The sequence below is a fragment of the Mycolicibacterium aubagnense genome (genome assembly GCF_010730955.1).
GTDB lineage: Bacteria > Actinomycetota > Actinomycetes > Mycobacteriales > Mycobacteriaceae > Mycobacterium > Mycobacterium aubagnense.
Map to the genome: position 1 here is coordinate 5,913,498 of NZ_AP022577.1, position 23,721 is coordinate 5,937,218.

Genomic DNA, 23,721 nt, shown 5'->3' on the forward strand with positions numbered 1-23,721 from the left:
TCCGGTGAGCGGCGCGATCTCGTGCGCCTTTCCCATTGCCGGACGAGTCGTCCGTCGCGCGCCTTATCCGGCGTGGCTTGCAGTGCCAACCGCGTCCGCCGTATGCGCTGTCGACGACAATCTCGCCGCGGTGACTGTGCGAACTATCGCATCGCTGACAACACCCGGAGCCTGCTGGGGGAGCATGTGCCCGGCATGGGGAACGTGCACATGCACGGCGTTCGGGATCGCTGCGGCCATCTCGTACGCATGCGCCGGTGGGGTGAGCACATCCATACCACCGCTCAAGATCGTGGTGTGTGCGGTGATTTTCGTCAAGCTGTGGTGCTGGTCAAAGTCGCGGAGGCTGGGCAAGAAACCCACAGCGGTACTTAGCGGTGTGTTCGCAAGCGCGCTGGCCGCCACCCCGGTCAAGGAGCGTTGCACAGGACCGCCATGATTGCGCATCCGATCCAGCGCCATGCGCATGGGGATCGTCACGGCGGTGGTCACGCAGTCGGGAACGTGCTCGACCGCACCGGCAAGGCCGCCGACCATGGGAGCGGTCAACAGCCTTCCGACGCCTCGCTCGGGTAGTCGTCCCGCCGCGGTGGTGCACAAGACCAACCCGCGAACCGTGGCGGCGCAACGATGCTTCCGGCGGGAAAGGAAATTCAGTGCGACCATCGCACCCAGGGAATGTCCGATGAGCGTTACAGGGCCCGTCACCTTGAGTGCTGTCAACACCTGGTCCAGGTCGTCGGCGAGCTGCTCGATCCGGTAGGTGCGCACGCCCGCCCCGCTCGAATCACCGTGCCCGCGATGGTCATAACCGATGATCCGGGTGCTGCCACATCGGCGCTGCAGGTGGCCAATCTGGGTCTTCCACGACAGCAAGCTCAAACACAGTCCGTGCAGAAAAACAGCGGTGTCGCCGGAGCCGGGAACCGCCCAGTCGGTAACCGCCAGAGACGCTCCGTCGTCGGCGAGGATGCGATGGTCCCGGCGCACGCGCAGATCGTCGGACGGTGGCGTAATCGTGCTGCGGGACATGAGGTTACCTTTCGGTGGGCCCAGGTTTGCCAACGTCGCCGATCCTGTAGTGGGCGGCGAACGAACGGATGGTGTCCAGTGATCTCCGGCAGTCGCCGATGGTGCGATGGCTGGAGGCGCCGATCGCGGATGTCACGGCGTCACACCCGGCAGGGTCGATGAACCGCGACAGCTCTATCAACGCCGAAGCGTCGATGGTGCGGTGGCTGAATCGGGAAAGCAACGCCGGCATGTGCGCTTCCAGGAACGGGGCGTCGAGTGATCGCACAGAGCTGCCGACCATCGGCACCGGGTCGATGATCAAGTGCCGGTCCAAGAACATGCACAGCTGTTGGGCGGCAACCGAATAGTCCGATGCGACCATCTGGCTTTGCAGATCTAGTCCGACCGCGTTGGGCTTGAGCGGCCGGGGAAACAACAGGTCTTCGACCAATCCGTTGTCGAGATGCATTTTCTGTGCCGGGTTCAGCTCTGCTGTGGCTTTCCCGCCGGCGCGCGCCTGTTTACGTGTCCGGCGGGCCCAGGCCACCGCGTCCCGGGTGGTGATCAAGACGCTGCGATGTGCAACCTCGTGCAGCTGGGGATCGACGATGACTACGCCGACCTCGAGGATCAGGTCTGCGTCGGCGTCTAAGCCGGTGGTCTCGATGTCGATGACGGCGAGATGGTCGAATCCGTTGCTACCCATGCGGTCTCCTGATGTTCTCATGCGTTGTAGCGCAGCGCCTGCACCATGGCAGTCGCGATGTGCCACCGGCGGTGGGCCACGGCCCGGTAGAACTGTGCGGCCAATGGGTCGGGTTCGGCGTCGGCGACACGGAACAGCAACCGTGCCGCGCGGCGCGGTACTTTCCGGTTGCGGCGCGCGTGGACGCACGCGTCGTCGAGATAGAACAGCGCCTTGTCCAGATCCTGGATCGCATTGCCTTTGTCGCCGCGCCTCCAGACGTATTTGGTCGCGTTGCCGATGTCGAAGCCGAGCAGTCGCGTCACGGTGATGCATTCGATCCCGCTGGGGTGGTTGGTGTAGTGCGACGGGTGGTTGACCGGATCGTGCTCGACCGCCGCTGGGACGGCGGATGTTTCGCGGATCGCTGTGTTAGGACTTTCCATGTTCGCCTCTCGTATCTCTAAAATAGAGAATAGCATCACTCGGGGTGAGTTGAAGTGCGAAAGGCGCTGAAAGGATTAAGCATGTGGAAGACGTACATCCTGTAGCTGTTTCGGTGCCTGTTGTCGCTGCCTGTCACTGCGTCGCAGACTGACTCGGCCGGCACCGTAAGCGCATGTGAGCCGTGACCTGGGGTCGACCGTCTAAGTCTGGCTTCCCGTGTCCGGCGCCAGGATCGACTCGGGCTCTCCGGCGATGCGTTCGACGGTGGCGCGCTGATCAGGTGTGAGCATGTCGGCGGTGAACCCGTCCACCGTGACCGCCCACCACACCGTCCGATTGTTCGGACACCGAGGGCAGTTACGCGGACTGATGACGCCGAACATGCCCATCTTCGGCGGATAGTCCCAGCCCGCCTCAAAAGCGGCTTCCGGCGTGAGTATCTCTTCGACGCCGCATACCTCGCAGATGTGCCTCAGCTGCATGCCATCACCGGCCTCTGCCTAGGTACTTGGCGCATGGCGGGCGCGGAACGTAACGGGTCAGGGCACATGTCGCGGACAGTACGTCCATCCACCGCACCGATGTGTGGCAGGCGCAGGAACGGCAGGCGCATCCAGGGGCGGTGCAAGGGGGATCGGGTTACAGCCGCGCGATACTGGTTCCTTCTTCGCGGCGGGCGGGATGGTCTGGGTCATCAGATTTCTTGCCGCCGGGCGGGGATGTGCGCACGCAACGCAGTCGAATGTTGGTCCCGTCAGGCCCCTCGAACTCGAGGTCTTCCAGATCGGGGTCGACCCGGTATCGGCGGACCGCGACTGAACGCTGCTGAAGCTGGCTCTGCAACCAGTCCTTGAACTCGTCGACCTTCATCGCGCGAGCTCCGCGCTGATATGCATGGCGGAGCCGTCCACGAAGACGATCTTGACGCGGGTCCACGCGTCCGGGCGATCGGACGGGTCCGTCTGCACAGACACGATTTCGGGGTGGTCGGACTCGGCGATCACAGAGGCGAGAAAGTCGTCGGCGCGGTCGGTGGGTGGAGGCACGATCAGGAACCGTATCGCGCCCGACGACGCGGTAACCACGCGGCGATACCGGGTCGGCTCTTTGCAAACCGTGGTAGGAGCTGAGCGCACAGCTACCTGGGCAGCCGAGAACCTGTGGGGCGATGCGTTAATTCGTTGCGGCATTCCAGCACCACCCTGGCAGCGACTCGAGGCGGTCGATGCGTGCGCGAGATAGTTCGCCGCGGTGATACAGCCGGCGTTGCTTGGTGATCCACTTCCTCAGAAAGAAGCCGTCTTCGCGGTAGTTGAACGGAACATTGAGGTGCCCTTCCCTCTCAAGGAATCGAGCGGCTGCACGCGCCGCTGCGATCCACTGGGTTTCATGCCGCTGCAAACGGCGTGGTTTCGATCGCGACGCGCTCGCCCGCCAGGTCCACCCCGGAAGTGCTTGAAGGCGATCGACCTGATCGCTGGTTAGTCGACCCCGGTGGCGGGATTCGCGCTGACGCCCGACCCACGTGCCCAGACGGACATCGCCTTCCACATGGCTTCGAGGAACGCGAGAGTGGCCTTCTCTGTTGACAAAGGCTAGCAACGTTGCGTAGCGCTCCTCCCAATGATCAGTCGCTACGTCCCAGCTCCAGCCCACTAAGCCTTGCAGCTTCAGCGTCTGGTCTGGAGGAAGTATGTTGCGACGGTGGTGGTTTCGCTGGTAGCTGACCCAGCTGCCTAGATCGATACCGTTTTCTACGTGCAGCGCGGGAACGCGTGCGTGTCCTTCGCGCTCGACGAAATCGCGTAGAGCGTTGAAGCATGTCTCCCAGCGGGTGGCGCGCGGCTCCCAGCACCACCCGGGCAATCCTTTGAGCTGAGACACCTGGGTGTCCGTGAGTGCACCGCGGCGGTAGGCCATCCGCTGCCCCCGTACCCAAGAGCCGAGGTCGACACCATCCTCGACGTGGCCCTTGGGGATTCGCACGTGACCGTTGCGTTCGGCGAACTTCGATAGCGCCGTAATTGCCTTCTCCCAAAGGTCTTCGTCAGGGCCCCACGTCCAGCCGGGGACAGATTGCAGTCGCACAATCCGCTCCTGGTGCAGCTTCCTAGCGCGGTATAGCCTGCGCTGCAACGATGCCCACTGCGAGATGTTGATGCCGGCTTCGACGTGGTCGGTCGGAATCCGGGTTCGACCTTCCCTCCGCGCGAACTGAGTCCATGCCAAGAGTCCCGCATCCCATTGGTCCTGCAGCGGGTCCCATGTCCATCCAGGAACAGCTTCGAGTCGGGCGGTGCGTTCAAGAGTGAGCTGTCCGCGGCGATGCCTCACTCGCTGAACGGCCACCCACGTGCCCAAATCGATCGAGAAACCGGAGGCGTTCCGCGGCACCAAAGTGTGTCCTTCGCGAGCCGTGAACTCGGTGAGCGCGGACAACGCGGCCTCCCATCGCCTGTCGAAGGCGTGGGTACCTCTGGCCGAGGCGGGCGGCACTATGACAACAGCAGCGACGGACATGCGCGGGGAATCCTTTCGACGTAGTCGACGACTCCGAATCCTCGACGGACTTGGACCGCTCTGCGTGTGTGGGCGTTTCGACACGCCGAGTACGTTGCGCCGGAGGAGTGTTGTTCCGGCGCAACGAATCTTGCTTAGTCGCCGGCGTCGAACGTCAGCCGATCTTCGCCGACGGCGTCGAATAGTTCGGCGAGGCTGATTTCGCCGTCCTGATACTGCTTGATGTCGTAGCGTGCCGCGTGTACCTGTGTCGTGACGTGGTCTGGATATTTCGAGATGTCAGCGTTGTACTTCAGCAGGAGCTTGATCGTGGCCATGGTCTCGTTTCCCCGGTGTCAACGCCCGCTGCGGATCGCTCACGCGGCTTTGACTCGGACGGTGATCATCGGATTTGTCGTGCTCAGATCGATTGTGCGGAAACCGCGTTCGATGTCTTCGGTCAGCTCGTCGATGCTCACCGAGTGTCGCGCCGACGACGCTGCGCGACTAACCGCATCAGATGCAAGGGAGCGCGCGTCCGGGAACGTGCCGGTGAACGTCTCGGCTTTGTCGACGAGAAGGGTGTAGGTAAGTGCCATGCCGGGCAGAGTGGCGACGATGGGCAACGGATCTCGCACGCGGCGCGGTTCCTGCGATGGACGGTTTTCCTGAAACAGTGACCGCCCCCGGAACTTTCGCGGTTCCGGGCGCGGTGTCACGTCTTGCGCTACGTCGGCTGGGTTACTTCTTGGTTCGCAGCGTGCCCAGGCCCTTGCCCGCCAACACTTTCGGCGTGGCGAAGCCGGTCTCCACCAGCTCGGAGGCGGCGTCGTTGAACGAGATCGCCGCCTCGTTGACGATGTCGGCCAGCTTGGCGTTATCGGCGTCGACCTCGGCTTGCAATTCGGCGACCCGCCGGCGTCCGGCCTCGCGACCGGCCTCCAGGTCGTTGGTGGACTGGTCGTAGAAGCTCCGGAGCTCGCGCAGGCGGCGCAGGCCTTCAGCAAGTCGCTGTGCGTCGGCCTGGTCCTGGTCGTTGTCGACGTGGGTGTCGTTGGGTGCCTCGGTGGCAAGGTCGGTCATGGGATGGTCCCTCCTGTCGTTCTGGGGTGGAAGCCCGTGTGGGCGGGTACTGCGTCAGATCGGTGCGGCATGCCGCGGTCGGAAGTCGGGCTCAGGCGCTGGGCAGTCGGCTCATCACCTCCGCTGCCAGCCACACGTACGGCAGCCGGGTGTTTTCATCGAGCAGGTCCAGGCTCATCGGCCCGCCTTCGCTGATGTGCTCGTCCCACGGAATGGTGATCACGGGGGTGCCGTAGCTGTTGACGATGCGTGTGCGCTCGGCGTCGACGTCGATGTGGCTCTTGCCCGGCCGGGTCTGGCAGAACACCACGACCGCGCCGGCGAGAAGCTCGACATACTTGCCACCGAAGCGCTTGAGCGTGCTGATCAGTGTGTGCAGCTCGTCAATCGAATCGGCCGTGGTCGATGCGGCCAGGATCAGCTGATCCGACGCGGACAGGCCGGTGTGGTAGGCCGGCGAGTCGATGTTCAGGCCGAAGTCCAAGATGCTCAAGTCGTAGACGTCCGACAGCACTCCCAACGCTTTTTCGAGGGCCTCGGGGGTTAGAAAGGCAGCACCGTCGCAGGTGCTCGCGCCGAGCACCCGCAACCCGGTCTTGTCGGTCTGCAGGTAGCTGCTCACGTCGGAGGCGCGCTCAAGTTTGTCGTCGGCCGCCAGTGACATGACCGAGGCGGGGGCCTGGGAGTTGACTGGCCGCACACGGTCGGTGATGTTGCCCAGGGGATCGATCGACAAGGCGACCACTTTCATCCCGCGGTGTAGCGAGGCGATGGTGGCGCCCATGTTCAGGCTGATCGAGGTCTTGCCCGCCGCACCTTTTCCGGAGACCACTGCGATGCGTTTTGGCGCCCGCAACGTGCGCTGAATCTGTGCTACCCGCTGGTCGTACTCGATCTCGTCCGCGCTCTTGCTCAGCTTCAGACCGAGCATCCGGTTGACGCTGGCACGCCATCCACGCTGGGCACCTTCAGTGCGCACACCGATCCGTGCGCTGCGTGCGTTGTGTGCGTCGGCGGCCTGCGCCGAAGCCCCGTGACGGCCGCCGGTTCCGACGGAGTTGTCGGTCAGAGCCGTCTGGACGGGCTGTCCGGACGGTGCAACCAGCGGCGGCCGGCCAGGAGCCAGCGGCTGCTGGGGGACCGGCTGATGCTGTGCGGCAGGCTGCTGGGGGTAGGTGACGTCGCTGAACGCAGGAGCTGGGGGAGCTGGTGGGCGGTCGACGAAATCGCTTGGGGCGTTTCGGTACTTGTCCCGGATGTTCTGACGTCCGGCGTCGCCGTGTGGGGCGGTCATCGCGGGTCTCCTCGAATGGTTTCGGGCGGTGGTGGCCGCCATGGTGGCAGTAGAACTGGGGGCGGCGTCGAGCCCGGCGCGGTCGTTTAGACCGGGTCGCCGAACCCTTCGCCGTCGACGCGGGTGACCCGTTGGGCGGGGTCACTGCTCAACCGCACGGCAACGCGCCGGTCATCGGGATCCAGTCCGATGCTGATTCGCCGGCCAGCTGCAGCCATGGCCGTCACCATGTCTTCCATCTCGGCCTCCAGCGCATCGGTGGCGAGGAAGTCGGGTAGGGGAGCGCTGAAGGAACCGGGGTGTGTGTTGTCGCCCTGGCCGATTCCAGATGGCGGCAGTTCTTCGACTGCGGGCGAGGACGTGACAGGCTTGCGTTGCATCATGTTTCGCAGCCGCGACAGTTGATTCCACCGCTGTTGGTCGTTGACCGGTTCGCCGTCGCGGACACCGGTGTCGGTGCCGTCGGCGGACGAAGGTGCTTGCGGAGCCACGGGTGTGAGCGGCGCAAAATGCTGGATGTTGGCAGCCGCGAATGGTGCAGGCGCGGCGATCGGCCCTGGCGTGAAACTGCGCATCCAGGAACGCACGCGCCGACCGAACGGGAGTGGCTCAGCAGTGGTGAATGTCGCTCCGGCGTTGCGGCCGACCGCGTCGATTGCAGGGTCGGCGTAAACGTTCCCGGCCACTGGCGCTGCTGGCGCGTCATCCATCGCGCCTGCCGCAGTGCGCGCAGGGTCGGCCAACACCGAGCCGTGCTGTGACGGTTCGATCTGGCCTGGTGGGACGGTAGGGGATGGCGAATCCGCAGCGGCCGAAGAGGTTCCGGCTGGCCGGTCAGCAGCGTCGCCCTTGTCGTCAGTGACGCCTGACAGAGCTGTACTCGTGCCGCCGTTGCTGTAGACGAGGTATCCGAACATGTCCGCACCGGTGAAGTCGGGTTCAGCCACCGGAGACTGCCACGTGCGATTGGCCGGCGGGGCTGTCGGGTCAGGCCGGGTGGTGGCACTTGCCGTCGGCGACGGCGATTCCTTGGCGGCGTCGGCAACCGATGCCGCCGCTGCTGACAGCGCCTCGACTGCATCAGCATCCGCCGCGCTGGCTGAAATGTTCACGCCGTCAGTTCCTTTCGACCTGCTCACGGATACCGCGGCGGCGGCTGTGGCGGCCACCGGATCGTTGGCCAGCACGGTGGGTTTCGATCCCGCCGCTGCGCTACGCGCCGAATCGACCGGCGGTGCAGCGAAAGGATTGAATTTGTGGGCGGTGTATTTGAGCCTGCTTGCAGGAGATGAGACTCCGAGCACCTTCTCCAGCGTCATGTTCGCGTCGGCGTGCAGCATCCGCACCAGTGCGCTCTTGTTCGACGTTATGCGAAAGATCACCCACGTCGAGGCCGCGAACCCGACGCCCAACGACACCATGAGCGCATAGGCCTGCGTCTGTGGCGTAGTAGCCAGACCGAGCAGATCGGTGGCCAAACCAGCGCAGGCCGTCGGCAGCGCCACAGCCACCATCGAGGTGATCACAGTCATCGCGAGATGGGCCGCCGCGTGTGCGAACACTGTTGCGAGTCCGTCGAATCCGCGACGGCGATGCACATTGGCCGCCGCAACCCACCCCGTGGCCAGTACACACAGGGCTGTCATCGTCAGGTGTACGACGTACTTCCACCCGGCGATGAAACCGAACACAAGCATGGGCAGTGCGGGCAGCACCAGCATGATCAGAGAGGTCGCCAGAGTATCGGGCCCGGCTTCGTTCTGACCTTTGACGAAGCACCCGCTGTCCTCGGTCAAGGCGGTGCCTGTGGTCATCGAATCCGACCACAGCTGGTTGCAATGCTCGGAGAATGTGTTGCTGTAGTTCAGTGCGATGGTCGGGGTGCGAATAGAGCTGTCCACCAGAGCCTGACCCGCGGTAAGGGTGGTGTCAGCGCTACTTCCACTGAGTTTGGCGAACAAGCCGACAGAAAATTCGTTGGCGTGTTCGAGCACGGTCCGCATCAGCGCGAACGGATCGTGGGTGAACACCAGCACCGCTACCACCATGGCTATCGCCAGGCCGATTCGGTTGAGCGTTTCGCTGTTGAACATCCCCGACGTCGTGGCACGCGGGCGGGACCGCCACACCGAGATGGCGACGACGCCGAGGCCTAGGCATGCGATGGCCAGGGGCGGGAACACGGCGAACAACGGAGCCGTGAGTGACTGGTACGCATCCGAGAGCGGCGAGAGCCAAGACCCGGACGAGAACACCAGACCCAGCAGTGCGTTGGCTGGAACGACGGCCATCTTGAACAGGACGTAGAAGCCTTCGGTGCCCATGCCCCAGAGCCACGATTCCTGGTCGTGGAATTGGCTGCCCAGAAAGTGCAAGCGGTATCGGGCGGCGCTGGCGCCATCGGAATCGGTTGCGCTGAACAGGTCGAGGAACGATGACATGGTCTAAGCCACCTGCTCGCCATTTGCAGCGTGCCGGCCGGACGTTGACGGCACGGGGGCGCTGACTCGGTCGAGGTCGGACTCGCGGATCATCTTCGAACTGGTCGTGTCGGCGAAACGCTCCAGAGCGGTCAACAGGATCGGGAGGAATTGCACGCGCACGATGTTGTTGTTGCCGTCGTTCCACCAGCCTTCACCGTGCCGTCCGGCGCGGGGCAGGTTGTTGTTGTCGGGGTCCGGCGGTGAGGTCTGCGAGACCATCATGTTCACGAGAGAGTCCAGGACGGGCATGTCCATGTAGGTCAACGAAGCTTTGGCGTTGCCGGCGACGTTCTGCTTCAGCGCTGCTTTCTTTTCGATCATCGCGTAGTTCGAATCGAAGTCGTCTGCATGCTGACTGGCGGCAACGATGAAGTTTCCGTCTTTGCGACCGGTGCGGTCGGGGGACCGCACCAGCAGTTCGACGACGTCCTCGTTTCCTTTGAGGAAGCTGATCTCGTCAGCGAAGAAGACACACGTGCCGCGAATCTGCCCAAACCGGTGTGCGGTCATTCGGGCGATCGATCCGTATACCGCGGCTGCCCACTTGTTGAGGTCTGTGGCGTTCGCGGGGTTGTCTCCCCGATAGACCGGGAGCTCATGGGTTCGGTAGATCGTCGAGTAGGGAGTCACGCCCGACTCCATGCGCTGTGCCAGCTCCCCGAGGTTGTCGAAGGGCGGCAATCCCTGGTCGTCCTGGCGGCGCGCCGGCGGATCGATGAATGCCCTGGTGTAGGGCAACGCTGCCCAGTGCTCGAAGTTGCGCAGCATCGGTTTGGCCTCTGGGTCGCCTGACGATTTCAGGAACTCCATCAGCCTCCGCGTGCTGGTGATGCTGCGCGGCTGGCGGAACTGCGGGCGCAGGATCTTGGCGAAGTAGGCCGCCTCAGCTGATTTGGTGTCGATCTCGAACAGCGGCAGGTAGTGCGCCATCATCGCCGTCTCAGCCAGTGGTGAGGGCAGGCACTTGAGGAAATCCATCGACACATCGCCGGCTGGCGAAGCCCCTGTCGCTGCGTTGATTACCTGCGTGCGAGCGATCTGGCGCGCGTACACCGCCCATTCGCCGTGCTTAGAGTGATCGACAACGGTGGAGTAGCGGTTCAATGCAGTGACGAACAGGAATATCAACTTCATCAGGTTCGATTTGCCGCTGTTCTGCGCGCCGTTCGCCGCGATCGACGCGTTGCCGCGGTCGGTGGCGTTGAGCAGATCCAGCAGAACGATCTGCCCATTGGCGTTCTCTTTGTTGATCGCAATGGGCATGCCGACCGAATCTCCGGCGAAACTGCGCCGGATGGGCATGGCGCCCGAGAACCAGTGCGCGGTCGTGGTCTGCAACAGGTCATCGCCCAGCCGCGTGCGGCATGATCCGGGCATCATCATCGTCCACAGCTCTCGCTGCCCGCCCACGGGCAGCAGTGGCGTGAATCCGTTGGCCCGGAACCGCTGCCGCAGCGCGGCCACTCGACCATTCAAGTAGTCCAGGTCGTTGGAACCGAACGCGAAGATCGCGGAGACCTGCATGCCACGCGGGCCTGACTCGGATTGGATCGCGCCGTGGAATCGACGGAGTTCTGCGCGGCGGTTGTCGTAGTCGAAGGCCTCGAATTCGTCGGTGGCGTTCGCGTTTCCTTCCGACACCAGGTCTCGCTCGGTGTCGGATACCGAGCTGGTGTCGATCAAATCCTGGGAGAATCGCAGCCGCAAGGTGAAGTCGGCGTCGACGCCAATGGCCTGATCGACGAGGTAGGTGAAGCTCGACACCTGCTCGTTGAACCGTGCGGGGTACCGGGCGATGCCGATCATCGACTGATAAGAGACTGGTCCATCGGGCATTTCGGCGGTACGGCGTTCCGGATGGGAGATCGACATGATCTTCCCCGCCGACAATGTGCGGAACCGGTTGAACAAGGAGCGTTTGCGCTCGGCTTTGCCGAGCGTCTTGGTGTAGTTGCGGCCGGCGTCAAGGTCCTGCAGGAATGTCGAGTACAGCGCGGTGGCCTCGGCGGCTTCGTCGATGACAATCTCGGGGTAGGCGCGTTCCGTGGGAGTGGTCGCACCCCGCTGCGGCGTAGGCAGCATCGGCACTGACAAACCGCGGGTTGTGGCGCGGTCGAACGCCCAGTCAACGAGCTCCGGAACCGTTCGCACTGGGCGGAATTCGGGCGGAATCCCGTCGAAGCATCTGCGCTCGAAGTCACCGAGGTCGGCCCAGTCCAGATCCTCATGCGGGTCGGTCTCGATCACCGTGGAGACCATTCGGTCGGCGATCCTGCGCTGGGACGGCTGGCTGATCGCCAGCCAGTACACGCGGTCGAACTCCACGTATTCACCGCGCTTCATGCGCTTGTAGAACTCGTTGATCAACCTGTCGAGGTATCCGTACCGCGCAGGGTCCCAGTCAGGGATGCCACCGGTGATCCGTCGGCACGTTGTCATCGGGTCGACGCGAATTTTGAAGCCCGACAGCATGATGTCGTCGGTCGGGATGTCCGACAGCGCAGTCAGCAACAGCTCGTGGGAGTCCTGGGCCGCCGTTGCGGTATCCGGGCGATAGCTGTTGACGTTCAGCCCAGTCAACAGGTAGTTGCACCAGATGCTCCCGTCCTGGGAGAAGACCAAATTATTGCGCCGGCTGCGCAGCGGTGGGTAGTGGGTTCCCATCGGTTCAGGTGTCCTTTCGTGACTTGCCGGACACGCCGGGAAGATCGAAGTTGGCGCTGACGCGGTGGCGCAGGCCTCGGCGCAAAAGCCGCAGCGCTGTGATTTCAGAGAGAGTTCCGGTCTCGTCGATGCGCGACAGCACTGTGGCGTATATGGCGATGGTCAAGAAGCTCACTGTGAACACAGCAGCTGCGACGACCGGGCCGGCCGGCAGCACTAGCGCGGCGCTGATCGCCATCGTCGAGAGCATGGCGATCTGAGCGAATGCGCCCAATCGAATGCCGCCGAGCTTCCAGACGGTGCGCACTCCAGTGACGTCGTTGAAGACGCGGAAGGAGCGCATCAGGCGATGTCTCTGAATGCGCCAACGCCGTTGAAACGCCCGTCCTCAACAATGATCGCGACAAACCCAGAACGTCTCGCAGCTGCGAGTGCGTCAAGTGCCTGCTCAGTTTTTCCTGTGCGGCTTGGCAAACTGCAGGCGTGCGCCGGCGGCACATAGACGCGGTTGACGACGGCCCCGCCGCGCGTGCGCCAGGGCGGTCGGAATTGCGGCGTGCAGTACCGCCCGAAGGAGTGCGTCTTCATCACACAAAGCCGTTGCCGAGGCCGCTGCCGTAGTTGGCGATCGCAATCACAGCGCCCAGGAACGCTTCGACTACGATCACTCCGAGGGCGATGTGTCGGATCTCTACGATCGCCTCCTTCTTGCCCTTCTTCTCGAGCCAGACGCTGAAGGCGAACCATCCGCCGAAGATGGCGACCAGCACCATCAAAGCCCCCAGGCCGTAGTTCACGATCTTGGTGAGCATTCCGTCGCTGGTGGGGTCGGTGAGGTCGGCCAGATAGATGGCGGACCGAGTAACGGGCGCGAACATCGAGTGCCTTTCGGTGCTGGGCCGGTGTCAGCGGCCGGGGTGCGTTTCCGATCGGTGCACAGGGTTGTCCGGCGCAATCCATGACGGCGAGCGCGACACGGTTCACTGCACCGGCGTGAGCGAGTGGCCATGTGTGCGCCTACGTGCGCGCATGCGTGAACATGGTGATGGCAGCCAGCACCTACAAATTGCGCTACGTTCTGCGCTACAGCTCGCGATACGAGACGCCCTACAATCGCCGCTACAGACCTCGGTAAATTGCGAAATACGGCCGTTTCCAACTCGCGGCGCGCAGGGTGTCTGCGTGTCGGTACGACTACGGTGCACGCCATGACCAACGGGGAGAACACCGTCACCGTGCACGCGTTCATTCGTCCCGGAACGCCGGCGTCGGCCGGACCAGCAGTGGTGACACAGATCGTCGACCTCTACGAGTTCGGGGTGATCGGACCTGGCAGCCGAGTGTGGTGCAACCTCGATGTGCCCAACGCGTTGTGGGTTCTGTCGGACACCTCGACGTTCCTGCGTTTCGTCGACGTACCGACAGCGGGATGGGTGCGCCTGACCCACGACTCAGTGGTGTGGGGACGCGTTGCGATCGACACCACCCGCGGTCCGAGCCATGGGTTTGCGGTTGGCGATATGCCGATGCCAGTGCAAGCGCATGACACCGTGACCGTCGCGTTCCGCAACACCGACACCGCGCTGATGCGTGCTCAGTTCAGCGGTGCGCACCACCCGATACACGACTTCGAAATCGGACACGGAATGATGCGCGCGATCGATTTGAAAGCCGGCGGCGTGCAGCGAAAAACGCCACCGGGTCCTCCCGGCCAGTTCGCGTCCAACCACGCCGGCGTCCGGGGGCTCGACCTCATGGCCGCCACCACTGGCCCGCACATGCATCGGGTGATCAGAGAGAACCTGGAATCATTCACCACCACGATCGACGCCGCTGAATTCGGTCGCATCAAAGCCGCACAGCAGCGCATCTCGCAGATCGCCGAAGTCATCACCGATCCGATCGTGCAGCGCATTGCCGCGCTCCGCGACATCGGCCCATTCGCCGGCTACGACAACGATGAGCGATCCGAGCATGCCCCGTTGGCGGGCTGAACTTCCGCCGGAGCGTGACTGAGCCCCGTGCCGCAATGCATCGCAACACAGGGCTCAGTCGGTGGTTGGAACTATGCGCGGCCGGCGGTGTTCGGCGGTTCGCACGCTTCAACGGCAGTCATGGCGTTCCACGCGATGTCGCGAATAATCTCGCGCGTATCGGGGGCGTACACCGTGATCCGTCCGCGTTCCGCTGTGCCGGTCAGGGAGAAAGTGCCACCCAACGTCTGGGCCTGCAACGCCAAAGCGTCACGGATGCGACCCGTGTACTGGTCCATCCACTCGCCGACGGTGAAGCTGATCTGTTTACCTGTCGCGAGGTCGTGCAGGTAAACACGCAGCTCGTTGTTCTGGTTCATCTACGCCACCTCCTTTTCGATAAACGTAGCTACAAGAACTATATCTAAGTTTCGATTCCTTGCCCGGTTTCGATGTGTCACGTCCCCGAGATCGACCCCCAGCCAATCGGCGCGTCGATGCCGTCCACCAGCCAGACCTTGTTGGAGCCCAATGAGACGCGCAGCGTGAGATCCATGACCGACCAGGTCTTGTCCGAAGCCGCTGCTTTCACCCGCACGAGAACACTCACCTGGGATCCCGGACTGGCGTTGTTTGTCGCTGGTGAATCCGCGGCGGCCTTGATCTCTTCGATCGTGGCCGTGGAATACGGGCTGTTGACGATCGCCGATCCTGTGAATTTTGCAGATACGTACTGACCGAGCGACGTCGCCGTTCCTGTCGAAGTGAGGTAGGCCGTGACGAATCGATTCATTGACTGGCCGAGTGGCCCGCTCTTGTCGACGGGGGTTGTGTATTTGCTGGCCACCTTGAACGTCGTGGTGTCGGCATTGACGATCGAGGGCCATGTCAGCAGCTGGTAGTTGCCGCCGTGGTCGAGCACCGTCACTGCGTAGCGATTGATCTGTGCCGAATCCGCTCCGGGCACCACCAGCGTTACCGCGGACGTTGCGCGCCACTCCACGGCGTCCTTGCCCTGCCAGCGCTCGATATCTGTCGGGTCGATCGACCGAACCTCAAATGGGACCTGGGACAACGTGATCGCTAGAGCCGCCGAAGATCGCGCCACCAACGGGTTCTCCGACGACGTGGTCCCGCCGAGCCAGAGCAGCAAGCTGTTTCTAGCGAAGTTCTGCACGCGGGTGACCTCGGTGATCGCTGCGTAGGTGTTAACCGGCTTGGGTAGCCGCGCCAAAATGCTCACCAGCAGCACTACCGCGCCCAGGACCATCACCAGCGACAGCGGGCCGCTGATCATTGCAAACAGCAGCGCTCGTTCGCGCGCCTTCGGTTTCCACTGCGACAAGTCAGTGAGCTTGCGCAAGGTCAGAACCAGGTTCGGCATGGGGTCCTCGATCCATCGCTGTTGATCCGCGCCGGGGCACCTCTGCGTCCCGGAGTCGGCCGTACCGTAGCCGCGCCTCGCCCTGTACTGGGACCTACGACGCGAGAGAGCCAGGGAGGATCCGCGTGAGCGTTTTCCGTGCACTGATGGATGCCCAGCGGCGCCCCGAGGACGAAGCCCGCCGCCTGACTCAGGCGATCGGCTCCGCACTGGGGGACGCAGACGGGCAACTCCGTCCCGATGCGCACCAAGCCGCCGAGGCCGCTGTCGCATCGGTCAACCAGCAGATTGCCGACGAGAAAGCGCCGCCGCGGCCCAAGCCGGTATGGCGCAGTGATGATTTCGAAGACGCCCTGCCCGACGAGCTCACCGTCGAGGATGCCGAGCGGTCTGCGGAGCCCTCGATCCAAACCGACCCTCGGTTTGTGCTTTCCGACGAACCGCTGCTTGCGGAGCCCGCGCGCTCGGCGACCACAGAGGCAGCTGCCGCCGGCATCGCGCCCCCGTGGGATACCGGAGTTGCCGCCGAAGACATCGCAGCTCGGGACCTCGAGCTCGAGGAGGCTGATCCCACGGGCCCGATCGAGTTGCCGGAAACGAGCGACGTCGAGTCGGCAGACGAACAACTGGACACCGAAGTCCACCACCCGGACAGCGCAGATGAGGCTGCGCCGGCGCCGGCGGTCTGGAATCCACACCAGCCGCCATCGCCGACTGACCTGTACGCGCCATTGAGTTCCCCGTGGGGGGACGCAGCTGAGATCGTGACGCCGCCAGCGGACACTGATGATGACGGCGACAGCGACGACCTCGACGAATCCAGCGGGCCACGTCCCGCGACGCGGGCGACCGACCCACCTGAAGACATCGACGCTCCCGAGGCTGACAAAGGGCCTTCGGTTCCCCAGCGTGTGCGGGACTGGATCGAAAGCACGTGGCAGGACCGCAGAAAGACGCTGCGTTTGGCCGCGGCTGCGGTTGTGTTGATCCTCGTAGTCAGCGTGATCGCGGTGTTCTCCACGAGCGGCAGCCGCGGCAATCCTCCCGACCCTGCCGGCACGTTGACGGCGCCGCCGCCTCAAGCTGACAATCCCGACCCCACCGTGAAAACGGAATCCCTGATCCCGTCGGAGGTTTCGGCCAGCTGCGGTAACGACTCCGACCCGGTCGCACCGTTCACCCACGACAAGACCCGAGCGTGGGTGTGCGACCGGATCAACGACCACGACTTGAACGTTCTCAACATGGGCTTCGACAAGCCGGTCGTGATCACCAAAATCTGCGTCGTCATGGGCTTCAACTATGTGGCCCCGGACGGGCGGGACGAGTGGTCGCGTCACCGGCTGGGCACCGCGGTCACCTGGCGGATGGGCGGCGGCCGCTTTCCGCAGACCATCAACCCCACCCGCACCGGTGTGTGCAAGGAGTTCGATTCGGTACGGACCCAGCAGATGTCGATGACGATCACTGCGAGCACGCGCCCGCCGGTCGGTAAAGACCAGAGCGCCGGCATCGGTGGCGCCGGCAGCGCCGATGACCCAGCCAAAATCGATCAGACCACCGCGGTGTCAACCATCGAGATCACCGGCTACCCGGTCACCCCCGCCGGCTAGGGACACTTCATGTCACGTCTTTTGTGGACCGTCACCACGCCGCGGCGGTTACGGCGCAACAGTTTGATCTTCCTGCTGTTGTGGACGGGGCTGGCCTTCGCGCATCACAGCGAGGTGTTCTCAGAGCCGCATGTAACTCGGGTGCACACCGAAATCGGCGTGCAGGTTGACACGACACGCTAAGGCTCCCCGCGCCCCGCACCCGAATTCTTCTGGCGGACAACGACGATATCGGCCGACGACCAGCACGCACCGACACACGACGGCCAGCCGCCGGAAAGGACGCATCCTCCGATGCTCAACCTCGATGCCCGCAAGTACCTCAACAGTGCCATCAGCGCGCTCGTTCAGCAGAACTACACCGTGGCAGAGCGCGACCTGGAGTACGCCGCCGAGAGTTGGCCGGATCAGTGCGACGTGCATCGTGCTCTGGCCTTTTCGCGCCGTCAGCGCGACGGCGGTCCCACGAGCCCATCGGACATCGCCAGTATCCGCGATGCGCTCGAATCGTTCGACGAACTGGTCAGCGACATCGACCCGAGCAAGGTCGAAGATTGGTTCACCACCACCTGGACCCTGCCGATGGTTCCGGTCAACTTGCCGCTGATCACCCGCGGACAGGTCCGTGCTGCCCACGCCGCCGCGCTGATCGAGCAGGGGCTCTTCGACGCGGCGCGCACGGAGTTGGACCTGGCGGCCAAAGAGCGGGTGGCACGCTCCGACAACTCCATGATGACCTGGAAGCAGGTCGCCGCGGTCGAGTGCTTGCTGTACTACCGCACCGCCCGCTGGGATGACCTGATCGCCGCTACCGCACCGCTGACGACGGCGTCCAGCACCGACGACACCGACCAGGTTCTTGCCGCTCTCGGAAATGCGCTCGGTGGTGCCGCCCTGGCGCACCTGGGATCGCACGACGCCGGGCAGACCAAGCTCAAGTACGCCATCGCGGCGAACTTTTCGACCGTGTCGGCATGGGCGTCGCTGCAACTCGGACTGTCCTACCGCGCCGCGGGCAACGAGGATGACGCACAAAAGGCACTCGCCGGCGGGATGCAGTACATGACATTGCCCGAACTGTCCGACGCGATCCGAAACAAGAGCGTGCGCATGCGCATTTCGGCCCCTGACGTAATCGCCGCACGCACCAGCTACTGGGATCCAGCGTCTGAGCCGGACATGGCCGATTTCCAGCGCCAGTCCTCGCAGGCCGAGCGCCAAGAAGTGCTGCAGAAAGCACTGGCGGAGCTCGAGGCCATGGACGGCATGGATGAGATCAAGGAGCAGGTGCTCACCATGAGCTCGGAGATCATGTTCGAAAATGAGCAGCGCCGACGGGGGATGAGCGTCAAGCCCAAGACTCGGCACCTGATCTTCAAAGGTCCGCCGGGAACAGGAAAGACGACGATCGCGAATCTGATCGTTCGCATCTTCTACGGGCTCGGAGTGATCCGCAGCCACACACTCGTGACAGCCAACCGCGCAGCGCTCATCGGTGCTTACGAGGGCAAGTCAGCGGAGAAAACGCTGGCCAAGCTCAACGACGCCCGCGGGGGTGTCATCTTCATCGACGAGGCGTACGAGCTTGTGCAGGACCGAGGTGGCCAGGCCGACCCATTCGGCTCCGAAGCGCTGACAACACTGCTCGACTACATGGACAACCACCGCGACGATCTGGTCGTGATCGTGGCTGGCTACGAGGCGCCGATCGAGCGGTTCCTGGGTGAGAACCCCGGCCTGAAGTCACGGTTTGCATACTCGCTGCCGTTCAACACCTACAGCGGCGACGAGATGTGGCGCATCCTGACCGGCATGGCCCGACAAGAGGGCCGTTCGATAGACCCATCGGTGGAGTTGAAGTTGAAGTTCAAGCAGATCATCGAGATCATGTGGGAAACCGATCAGCGCGGGGAACGTGTGCTGGACGTCGCCGGCAACGGGCGGTTCGCCCGCAACGTTTTTGAGCAGGCGCAGGGTCTGTCGTCGCGACGGATCATGCGCGGGGGAGCTGAGCTGTCGTCGCTTTCCAACGAACAGTTCCTGGAGCTCTCCAGCGAGGACATCCTCAGTGCGATGGCCAACATCCTGAAGGGATTCGGCATCGTCAATGTCGCATGAATCCGCTGCCCCGTGCGGTTATGTGCTGTGCGGGGCGGCGGTGGCCGCCGCCGCAACTCGGTTCATTGACCTCCAGGCCCCGTCAAGAAACCTCGGGCCGAACCCAGGTGAAAGTTCTTGCGCGCGGGGTAATCAACCCTCGAGCGCGGCAGCACCAAGTCCCACGATGATGAACTGCTGAATACTGGCCGGATCAAGCCGACCTCCGAAGCGCGCAAGGTCAAATCCGCCGATAAGTCGCTGTTGCGAGTGCACCCAGACCAGCTGCTTGTCAGCGTCTGCCGCGAACCGCAGGCTCACGTCGGCGACGGTGACGCGATACTCACGGCCGCGCCGAATCATCTTGATGTTCACGGCCTTAGCAATTCCGTCCCGCGGAAGCATCGCCAGCTGCGGCGACTACCGCCACCTCAAAACGTGGCCTCGTCCATCGCTCCCGGGGCGAGTGCGATGGAGGTTCCGGGGTCCGCCCCGGCGAGGAATTCGTGCGCAGATTTGGCGTGCTCGAGATCGGGGAACAACCGTCGCACGTACTCGACGGTGATCGAGTATCCGGACCGGTCGCCGCAGCCCCACGACGACATGTGCGCAACCCGGCCGTCGGGAAGTTCACGACTCCAGTGGCAACCCACAGAGGCCGATTCCCAGCCGGCGAAAGGGTCGGTGTCAGAACTCATTTGGATTCTCCGAGGGGGACGGCCTTACCGTCGTTGAGCATGGTTGCGGCCGCAGCTGCAGTCTCCGGGTCGGCAGCGTCGTCGACAAACGACTCCCATACCGCGGCCATATCGGGATCGATCTCGTCATCGACGTGAACACCGCTCGGGACGATTCTTCCGTCGGCGACTGCATCGGTGACCATCGACAGAATGTCGAACACCTCGCGAATCTCTTGAGTTCGCAACTCATCGTCGAGATCCTCGTCGAGCTCAGGGTGCAAGATTCCGCGCCGGGTGCACACCGTGATCACAGCCTCAGCGATTTCTTCGGCGCTTTCCGTATGCAGCATCGAGGCGACCTCGTGGAAGAACCCCTTGGGGGCGTGCGCGTTCGCAGTTGGCGACGCGATTCCTGGGGATGCCATTGGTCCGGTCATCGCGGTTCTCCTGGTCCTGTGACATTCACCGCGGGTGGTGGAAAGCGGTGCGGGTGGACTCGACGCTATCGACGCCCATCGATGTCGCCACGGGATTTGTTTCGACACGCCGGACCGAGGAGCTGCTTGTGGCGCTGGGGGTTTGTCGCCGACTCAGTCACCGCGCCGCGGCGTTCGCGGCCACCTGGTCGGCGACTGCGTTCACCTCGACGGTGCCATCACTGGAAACCCGCGCCGAAAGGACCCGGAACGTCGTGCTGTTATCGATGATGTGCCCACCGGCGACCGGCATACCGTCGCCGGTGTAGTACCGCACGCGCACGCGTCCAGCGCCCCCGCGCGAGGCCCCGTCCTGGCGAGCCAGTGTGTAGCCGGAGGTCGTGAATGCGCCGCCGGCCGGGAACACATCGGAGATGAAGTCTGCTTCACGCCCCCGGTATGCGGCCGGCACAGGATGTGTTGCGGTCAACACCCGCGGGGTGTGATCGCGCGAGCGGGCGATCTTGAACACCTCGAATGCAGACGCCAGTTTTGCGTCGCCGAGAAGCGCGGGCGCACCGGCCAGTTCAGGGTTGCGCCCACTGCGCGCGATCTGGTTGGCCGCAGCCACCATCGCAGCTGCGTCGGCGCGGACGTCGGCATGCTCTGGGCACAGTGCCTTGCCCGGAGGATCGATCGGCACCGGTGACACGGCGTCCCAATCCACTTGCAGCGACTGCCGGGCGCCGGGATAGTCAGCGTCAATGGTGTTGGCGCGGTGTCGGACCCGGAATCCGGATCGTGACGCAGCGTCGCGGTCTTCGGCCGGGACTGTCCCGGCGTACCGCTTCAGCGTGGCTTCGGGCAGGCGTGGTGTCCGAAGCTCGGCGGGGATGCGGGTCGCGACGAATTCGTGGCGTGCTGCGCGCGCGAACCGCAAGTGTCGGGCCAGATCGAAGCCTTCGGTACGTGAAGTCTGAGCCTGTGCGTCAGCGCCGTGTCGCGAACTGTGCGTCCGAGAGGCGAGAGCAGCGGCGGTGTGCGCCCGGGCTTTTCCCGCCAGCAGCGAAGCGTCACCTCGGGAGTTGACCGCGTAGCTCATTGCGGTGTCCCCGTAGAACGTGCGCTCGATGATCCGACGCCGAGCAGCAAGCCGCATCGACTGTGCCCGTGGGCTTTTGCCGACCATCACCGACTGCACGACTGCGTTCAGCCCCGAAGAGTTACCGCCGGCGGGAACACGCGTGAATTGGTCGAAGTCCACCGCCGGGATGCGGGCCACTACGTCGTCGATGCGCGAGTCTGAGTCGACGGGAAGTCGCAGGCCATCAACGACGACGCTGGTTCCCGTGGCTGCGGCATAGATTCGTATGCCACTGGCGATCTCGACTCCAGCGGCGGGGTCGCCACCGGCGCTGTGGACGCCGTTGATCAGGTCTGCCACGGTCAGTGGACGGGTTTGAGCGGCTGCCAGTTGGTCCACGAGCGGCGTCATCAGGCGGGGGGTGGCTGCAACGTTGGCCTGCTCTGTCACGTCCTCAAACAGCTTGTCGCTCATCCGCTGTGCAACGGCGGTCAACGCACCGATCTCGTCCAAGGTGTGCCGACGATAGAACTGCTGTACCCGGTCGGGAAGTTGATCGAAGGTGGTGCCCGGCGGTGGTGCCTTGATCGCACCGCTGGCGATCGCATCGATTCGAGTTTCGACCCGGTCCAGCTCGGCGGAGGCTTCGATCGGGTCGATGATTGCACCGTCGGTGATCAAGTCGCGCTCACACAGTGCTGAGGCCAGTTGCACCTTGGTGACGGCCAATGGGTCGTACTTGCCGCCATTGATCCGCTGTGCGGCGGGGGTCGAGGTCTCCCGCACTTCACTGAACACGTCGTTGTGCATGCCGGGCACACGGCGCAATGCCCCTGAGGGGGAGCGCAGCAGTTCGGTGGAGATGCCGGGGACGACGGCCTCCAGGCTGACCATCAAGTTGCTCAGCATCGATGGCGCCAAGGCGGATACGGCAGTGGCACTGGCCGGGCCCAGCTGAGATCGAACGTTGGAGCTGACGGTGCGTATCGTGACTCGGTTCTCCTGCCGGCGGGCTGATGCTGCTGCTCGCGACTGATCCGTCACCGGACACCGCCGGCATTGCCGCGTCGAACTGCTGTACTCGCTGAGAGAGACGCACATGTTCGAAGTCCTCTTCCTGCTAGTTTGTCACGTCCTGTTGCAGTCTGGCACGTACATGCAAATGAACACGCAAAAATGTCGCTCCCAGCGTTGCGCTCAGGCAGGCGCTGTGCGCTCAAGCGGCGCAGGTGGCCAGACCGTCCTCAAGCAGATTTAGCGACCGCAGCTGCGCGGCTTGCTCGTCGGGCATCCGTCCGGCGCGGTAACGGCGACGTTGTGATACCACCCAGCTGTAGAGCCAGTGGCCAGTGCCGATTGGACCCCCGGCGAGTTCACGGCGCAACTGCGCGCAGCGCGCATCGAACGAGGCCGCCCGGGCATTCCAGCGCCACCCGGGAAGCGAAGCGATCAGCTGGATGCGGATGCTGCTCAAATCGCCGCGGCGATAGAGGTCACGTTGAACCGAAATCCACCGCGCCAGTTCTGCTTCGGCTGAATCGGAGGACCCCGCATCGGGATAGCGGCGCTGCGCCGCCACGAAGGTTCGCAGCGCTGATAGCTGCTGTTCCCAGACATGGCGCGTCATCGTCCGCGACATCGACCCGTTCCAGCCGGGGAGCACTTCAAGCGCGGAGGCTCGCGAAACGTCCAGGCGGCCAGAACGCAGTGCAAACCGTTGCGCGGCCAGCCATCCTGATAGTTCCGGAGCGTCGGCGCGTGTGGGCAGCGCCCCGGTGCGATCCGCGTGCTGGCGCACCTGCGCCAGCGTTGAGTACCAGCGGTCAGCCCCCGGGGTCCAGCTGAACCCGGCCAGGTTTTCCAGGAGCCTCGCGCGGCCGGCCGGCATCGCCCCGCGTGCATGGGCACGACGCTGTGCTGTGAGCCACGCCGTGCGTTTTCCGCCGCCCAAAGCCAACCCCGCGCGATCGCGAGCCGCGCAGGCGAAGAAACGCAGTGTCCAAGGCTGATCAGCGACGGCGATAGCTGCCGGTGGCAGACGTGTGAGTGCGGCCTGCTGCTCTGGCGACAACAACCCCGCGCGCCGGCTCCACAGCGCCCACACCAGCCAGCTGTACTGGGCGCTGTCGGGTTCAGGTTCGCAGCCATTGCGGGACAGTTCCGCGGCGTGCGCGAACCATTCGTCATCAGTGGTGCGGGCGGCGGTCACCGATCATCCTTCCGACTCGGGTTTTCGCAACTGTTGGGCGCTGCGGACTGGGTTGCGACGAGTCTGACCGGAAGTCGCCCTATCTAGGCGCAGCGG

26 protein-coding genes are annotated in these 23,721 nt (G+C 64.0%); 4 read left to right on the top strand and 22 right to left on the bottom strand.

All coding sequences use genetic code 11. The features are described 5' to 3' along the window. Window positions 1-63: 63 nt before the first annotated feature. The 15 genes from G6N59_RS28350 to G6N59_RS28420 form a co-directional block, all read right to left on the bottom strand. On the bottom strand, window positions 64-1,032 hold the full coding sequence (locus G6N59_RS28350; RefSeq protein ID WP_138230307.1) for an alpha/beta fold hydrolase: 969 nt from the start codon (window positions 1,030-1,032) through the stop codon (window positions 64-66). Window positions 1,033-1,036: 4 nt separating this feature from the next. Then, a complete protein-coding gene (locus G6N59_RS28355; RefSeq protein ID WP_234884204.1) occupies window positions 1,037-1,720 on the bottom strand; it encodes a 3'-5' exonuclease family protein in 684 nt (227 codons plus the stop codon). Window positions 1,721-1,737: 17 nt separating this feature from the next. Next, window positions 1,738-2,145 carry a DUF3310 domain-containing protein gene (locus G6N59_RS28360; protein ID WP_138230309.1) on the bottom strand — a complete coding sequence of 136 codons (408 nt, stop codon included), beginning with the start codon at window positions 2,143-2,145 and terminating at the stop codon, window positions 1,738-1,740. A 201-nt stretch (window positions 2,146-2,346) separates the two neighbouring features. Beyond that, window positions 2,347-2,628 carry a hypothetical protein gene (locus G6N59_RS28365; RefSeq protein ID WP_138230310.1) on the bottom strand — a complete coding sequence of 94 codons (282 nt, stop codon included), beginning with the start codon at window positions 2,626-2,628 and terminating at the stop codon, window positions 2,347-2,349. A gap of 157 nt (window positions 2,629-2,785) precedes the next feature. Beyond that, on the bottom strand, window positions 2,786-3,016 hold the full coding sequence (locus G6N59_RS28370; protein WP_138230311.1) for a hypothetical protein: 231 nt from the start codon (window positions 3,014-3,016) through the stop codon (window positions 2,786-2,788). Next, the gene (locus tag G6N59_RS28375; RefSeq protein WP_138230312.1) at window positions 3,013-3,192 is read right to left on the bottom strand and encodes a hypothetical protein; all 180 of its coding nucleotides are present in this window, start codon (window positions 3,190-3,192) and stop codon (window positions 3,013-3,015) included. Before G6N59_RS28375 ends, G6N59_RS28370 begins: the two co-directional genes overlap by 4 nt. A gap of 127 nt (window positions 3,193-3,319) precedes the next feature. Beyond that, window positions 3,320-4,666, bottom strand: coding sequence for a helicase associated domain-containing protein (locus G6N59_RS28380; RefSeq protein WP_138230313.1), 1,347 nt, complete (start codon window positions 4,664-4,666; stop codon window positions 3,320-3,322). A 134-nt stretch (window positions 4,667-4,800) separates the two neighbouring features. Next, a complete protein-coding gene (locus tag G6N59_RS28385; protein WP_138230314.1) occupies window positions 4,801-4,983 on the bottom strand; it encodes a hypothetical protein in 183 nt (60 codons plus the stop codon). A 39-nt stretch (window positions 4,984-5,022) separates the two neighbouring features. Further along, window positions 5,023-5,283 (bottom strand): hypothetical protein, encoded by a 261-nt coding sequence (locus tag G6N59_RS28390; RefSeq protein ID WP_234884205.1) that lies wholly within the window; start codon window positions 5,281-5,283, stop codon window positions 5,023-5,025. Between the two features lie 103 nt (window positions 5,284-5,386). Further along, entirely contained in the window at window positions 5,387-5,728 is a 342-nt protein-coding gene (locus G6N59_RS28395) for a hypothetical protein (RefSeq protein WP_234884206.1), read from the bottom strand. Between the two features lie 91 nt (window positions 5,729-5,819). Next, complete coding sequence (locus G6N59_RS28400; RefSeq protein ID WP_138230315.1) at window positions 5,820-7,022, bottom strand: ParA family protein; 1,203 nt, start codon at window positions 7,020-7,022, stop codon at window positions 5,820-5,822. 86 nt (window positions 7,023-7,108) lie between these two features. Next, a complete protein-coding gene (locus G6N59_RS28405) occupies window positions 7,109-9,463 on the bottom strand; it encodes a hypothetical protein (RefSeq protein WP_138230316.1) in 2,355 nt (784 codons plus the stop codon). Window positions 9,464-9,466: 3 nt separating this feature from the next. Next, window positions 9,467-12,169 carry a putative type IV secretion/conjugal transfer ATPase gene (locus G6N59_RS28410; protein WP_138230317.1) on the bottom strand — a complete coding sequence of 901 codons (2,703 nt, stop codon included), beginning with the start codon at window positions 12,167-12,169 and terminating at the stop codon, window positions 9,467-9,469. Between the two features lie 4 nt (window positions 12,170-12,173). Continuing rightward, window positions 12,174-12,512, bottom strand: coding sequence for a hypothetical protein (locus G6N59_RS28415; RefSeq protein WP_138230318.1), 339 nt, complete (start codon window positions 12,510-12,512; stop codon window positions 12,174-12,176). Window positions 12,513-12,756: 244 nt separating this feature from the next. After that, window positions 12,757-13,047 (bottom strand): hypothetical protein, encoded by a 291-nt coding sequence (locus G6N59_RS28420; RefSeq protein WP_138230319.1) that lies wholly within the window; start codon window positions 13,045-13,047, stop codon window positions 12,757-12,759. A 330-nt stretch (window positions 13,048-13,377) separates the two neighbouring features. Between G6N59_RS28420 and G6N59_RS28425 the strand changes: the two genes are divergently transcribed. Further along, on the top strand, window positions 13,378-14,163 hold the full coding sequence (locus tag G6N59_RS28425; RefSeq protein ID WP_138230320.1) for a hypothetical protein: 786 nt from the start codon (window positions 13,378-13,380) through the stop codon (window positions 14,161-14,163). 71 nt (window positions 14,164-14,234) lie between these two features. Here G6N59_RS28425 and G6N59_RS28430 read toward each other — a convergent pair whose 3' ends face one another. Both G6N59_RS28430 and G6N59_RS28435 read right to left on the bottom strand, forming a co-directional pair. Next, window positions 14,235-14,522 carry a hypothetical protein gene (locus G6N59_RS28430; RefSeq protein ID WP_138230321.1) on the bottom strand — a complete coding sequence of 96 codons (288 nt, stop codon included), beginning with the start codon at window positions 14,520-14,522 and terminating at the stop codon, window positions 14,235-14,237. 77 nt (window positions 14,523-14,599) lie between these two features. Continuing rightward, a complete protein-coding gene (locus tag G6N59_RS28435; RefSeq protein ID WP_234884207.1) occupies window positions 14,600-15,526 on the bottom strand; it encodes a conjugal transfer protein in 927 nt (308 codons plus the stop codon). 125 nt (window positions 15,527-15,651) lie between these two features. Here G6N59_RS28435 and G6N59_RS28440 point away from each other — a divergent pair, with 125 nt between their 5' ends. The 3 genes from G6N59_RS28440 to G6N59_RS28450 all read left to right on the top strand — a co-directional run bounded on the left by G6N59_RS28440 (window position 15,652) and on the right by G6N59_RS28450 (window position 19,257). Next, window positions 15,652-17,139, top strand: a complete 1,488-nt coding sequence (locus G6N59_RS28440) for a prolipoprotein diacylglyceryl transferase (protein WP_138230322.1) — start codon at window positions 15,652-15,654, stop codon at window positions 17,137-17,139. A gap of 9 nt (window positions 17,140-17,148) precedes the next feature. Beyond that, window positions 17,149-17,322, top strand: a complete 174-nt coding sequence (locus G6N59_RS28445) for a hypothetical protein (RefSeq protein ID WP_163910734.1) — start codon at window positions 17,149-17,151, stop codon at window positions 17,320-17,322. Window positions 17,323-17,433: 111 nt separating this feature from the next. Next, complete coding sequence (locus tag G6N59_RS28450) at window positions 17,434-19,257, top strand: AAA family ATPase (protein WP_138230323.1); 1,824 nt, start codon at window positions 17,434-17,436, stop codon at window positions 19,255-19,257. Between the two features lie 132 nt (window positions 19,258-19,389). Here the strand turns inward: G6N59_RS28450 and G6N59_RS28455 are convergent, their stop codons facing one another. The 5 genes from G6N59_RS28455 to G6N59_RS28475 form a co-directional block, all read right to left on the bottom strand. Continuing rightward, window positions 19,390-19,611: a YaaW family protein gene (locus tag G6N59_RS28455; RefSeq protein WP_138230324.1), complete on the bottom strand. Its 222-nt coding sequence runs from the start codon at window positions 19,609-19,611 to the stop codon at window positions 19,390-19,392. A gap of 56 nt (window positions 19,612-19,667) precedes the next feature. After that, entirely contained in the window at window positions 19,668-19,934 is a 267-nt protein-coding gene (locus G6N59_RS28460) for a hypothetical protein (RefSeq protein ID WP_138230325.1), read from the bottom strand. Next, entirely contained in the window at window positions 19,931-20,353 is a 423-nt protein-coding gene (locus tag G6N59_RS28465) for a hypothetical protein (protein WP_138230326.1), read from the bottom strand. Before G6N59_RS28465 ends, G6N59_RS28460 begins: the two co-directional genes overlap by 4 nt. 157 nt (window positions 20,354-20,510) lie before the next feature. Continuing rightward, a complete protein-coding gene (locus tag G6N59_RS28470; RefSeq protein ID WP_234884208.1) occupies window positions 20,511-22,325 on the bottom strand; it encodes a hypothetical protein in 1,815 nt (604 codons plus the stop codon). 307 nt (window positions 22,326-22,632) lie between these two features. After that, the gene (locus G6N59_RS28475; RefSeq protein ID WP_138230328.1) at window positions 22,633-23,625 is read right to left on the bottom strand and encodes a helicase associated domain-containing protein; all 993 of its coding nucleotides are present in this window, start codon (window positions 23,623-23,625) and stop codon (window positions 22,633-22,635) included. Window positions 23,626-23,721: the final 96 nt, after the last annotated feature.

Bases quoted from the DNA above. Each gene is read 5' to 3' on its own strand.
- G6N59_RS28370 (WP_138230311.1), bottom strand. From the start codon at position 3,016: ATGAAGGTCGACGAGTTCAAGGACTGGTTGCAGAGCCAGCTTCAGCAG.
- G6N59_RS28425 (WP_138230320.1), top strand. From the start codon at position 13,378: ATGACCAACGGGGAGAACACCGTCACCGTGCACGCGTTCATTCGTCCC.
- G6N59_RS28430 (WP_138230321.1), bottom strand. From the start codon at position 14,522: ATGAACCAGAACAACGAGCTGCGTGTTTACCTGCACGACCTCGCGACA.
- G6N59_RS28400 (WP_138230315.1), bottom strand. From the start codon at position 7,022: ATGACCGCCCCACACGGCGACGCCGGACGTCAGAACATCCGGGACAAG.
- G6N59_RS28450 (WP_138230323.1), top strand. From the start codon at position 17,434: ATGCTCAACCTCGATGCCCGCAAGTACCTCAACAGTGCCATCAGCGCG.
- G6N59_RS28380 (WP_138230313.1), bottom strand. From the start codon at position 4,666: ATGTCCGTCGCTGCTGTTGTCATAGTGCCGCCCGCCTCGGCCAGAGGT.
- G6N59_RS28350 (WP_138230307.1), bottom strand. From the start codon at position 1,032: ATGTCCCGCAGCACGATTACGCCACCGTCCGACGATCTGCGCGTGCGC.
- G6N59_RS28365 (WP_138230310.1), bottom strand. From the start codon at position 2,628: ATGCAGCTGAGGCACATCTGCGAGGTATGCGGCGTCGAAGAGATACTC.
- G6N59_RS28465 (WP_138230326.1), bottom strand. From the start codon at position 20,353: ATGACCGGACCAATGGCATCCCCAGGAATCGCGTCGCCAACTGCGAAC.
- G6N59_RS28355 (WP_234884204.1), bottom strand. From the start codon at position 1,720: ATGGGTAGCAACGGATTCGACCATCTCGCCGTCATCGACATCGAGACC.
- G6N59_RS28410 (WP_138230317.1), bottom strand. From the start codon at position 12,169: ATGGGAACCCACTACCCACCGCTGCGCAGCCGGCGCAATAATTTGGTC.
- G6N59_RS28460 (WP_138230325.1), bottom strand. From the start codon at position 19,934: ATGAGTTCTGACACCGACCCTTTCGCCGGCTGGGAATCGGCCTCTGTG.
- G6N59_RS28470 (WP_234884208.1), bottom strand. From the start codon at position 22,325: ATGCTGAGCAACTTGATGGTCAGCCTGGAGGCCGTCGTCCCCGGCATC.
- G6N59_RS28415 (WP_138230318.1), bottom strand. From the start codon at position 12,512: ATGCGCTCCTTCCGCGTCTTCAACGACGTCACTGGAGTGCGCACCGTC.
- G6N59_RS28405 (WP_138230316.1), bottom strand. From the start codon at position 9,463: ATGTCATCGTTCCTCGACCTGTTCAGCGCAACCGATTCCGATGGCGCC.
- G6N59_RS28385 (WP_138230314.1), bottom strand. From the start codon at position 4,983: ATGGCCACGATCAAGCTCCTGCTGAAGTACAACGCTGACATCTCGAAA.
- G6N59_RS28445 (WP_163910734.1), top strand. From the start codon at position 17,149: ATGTCACGTCTTTTGTGGACCGTCACCACGCCGCGGCGGTTACGGCGC.
- G6N59_RS28360 (WP_138230309.1), bottom strand. From the start codon at position 2,145: ATGGAAAGTCCTAACACAGCGATCCGCGAAACATCCGCCGTCCCAGCG.
- G6N59_RS28395 (WP_234884206.1), bottom strand. From the start codon at position 5,728: ATGACCGACCTTGCCACCGAGGCACCCAACGACACCCACGTCGACAAC.
- G6N59_RS28435 (WP_234884207.1), bottom strand. From the start codon at position 15,526: ATGCCGAACCTGGTTCTGACCTTGCGCAAGCTCACTGACTTGTCGCAG.
- G6N59_RS28420 (WP_138230319.1), bottom strand. From the start codon at position 13,047: ATGTTCGCGCCCGTTACTCGGTCCGCCATCTATCTGGCCGACCTCACC.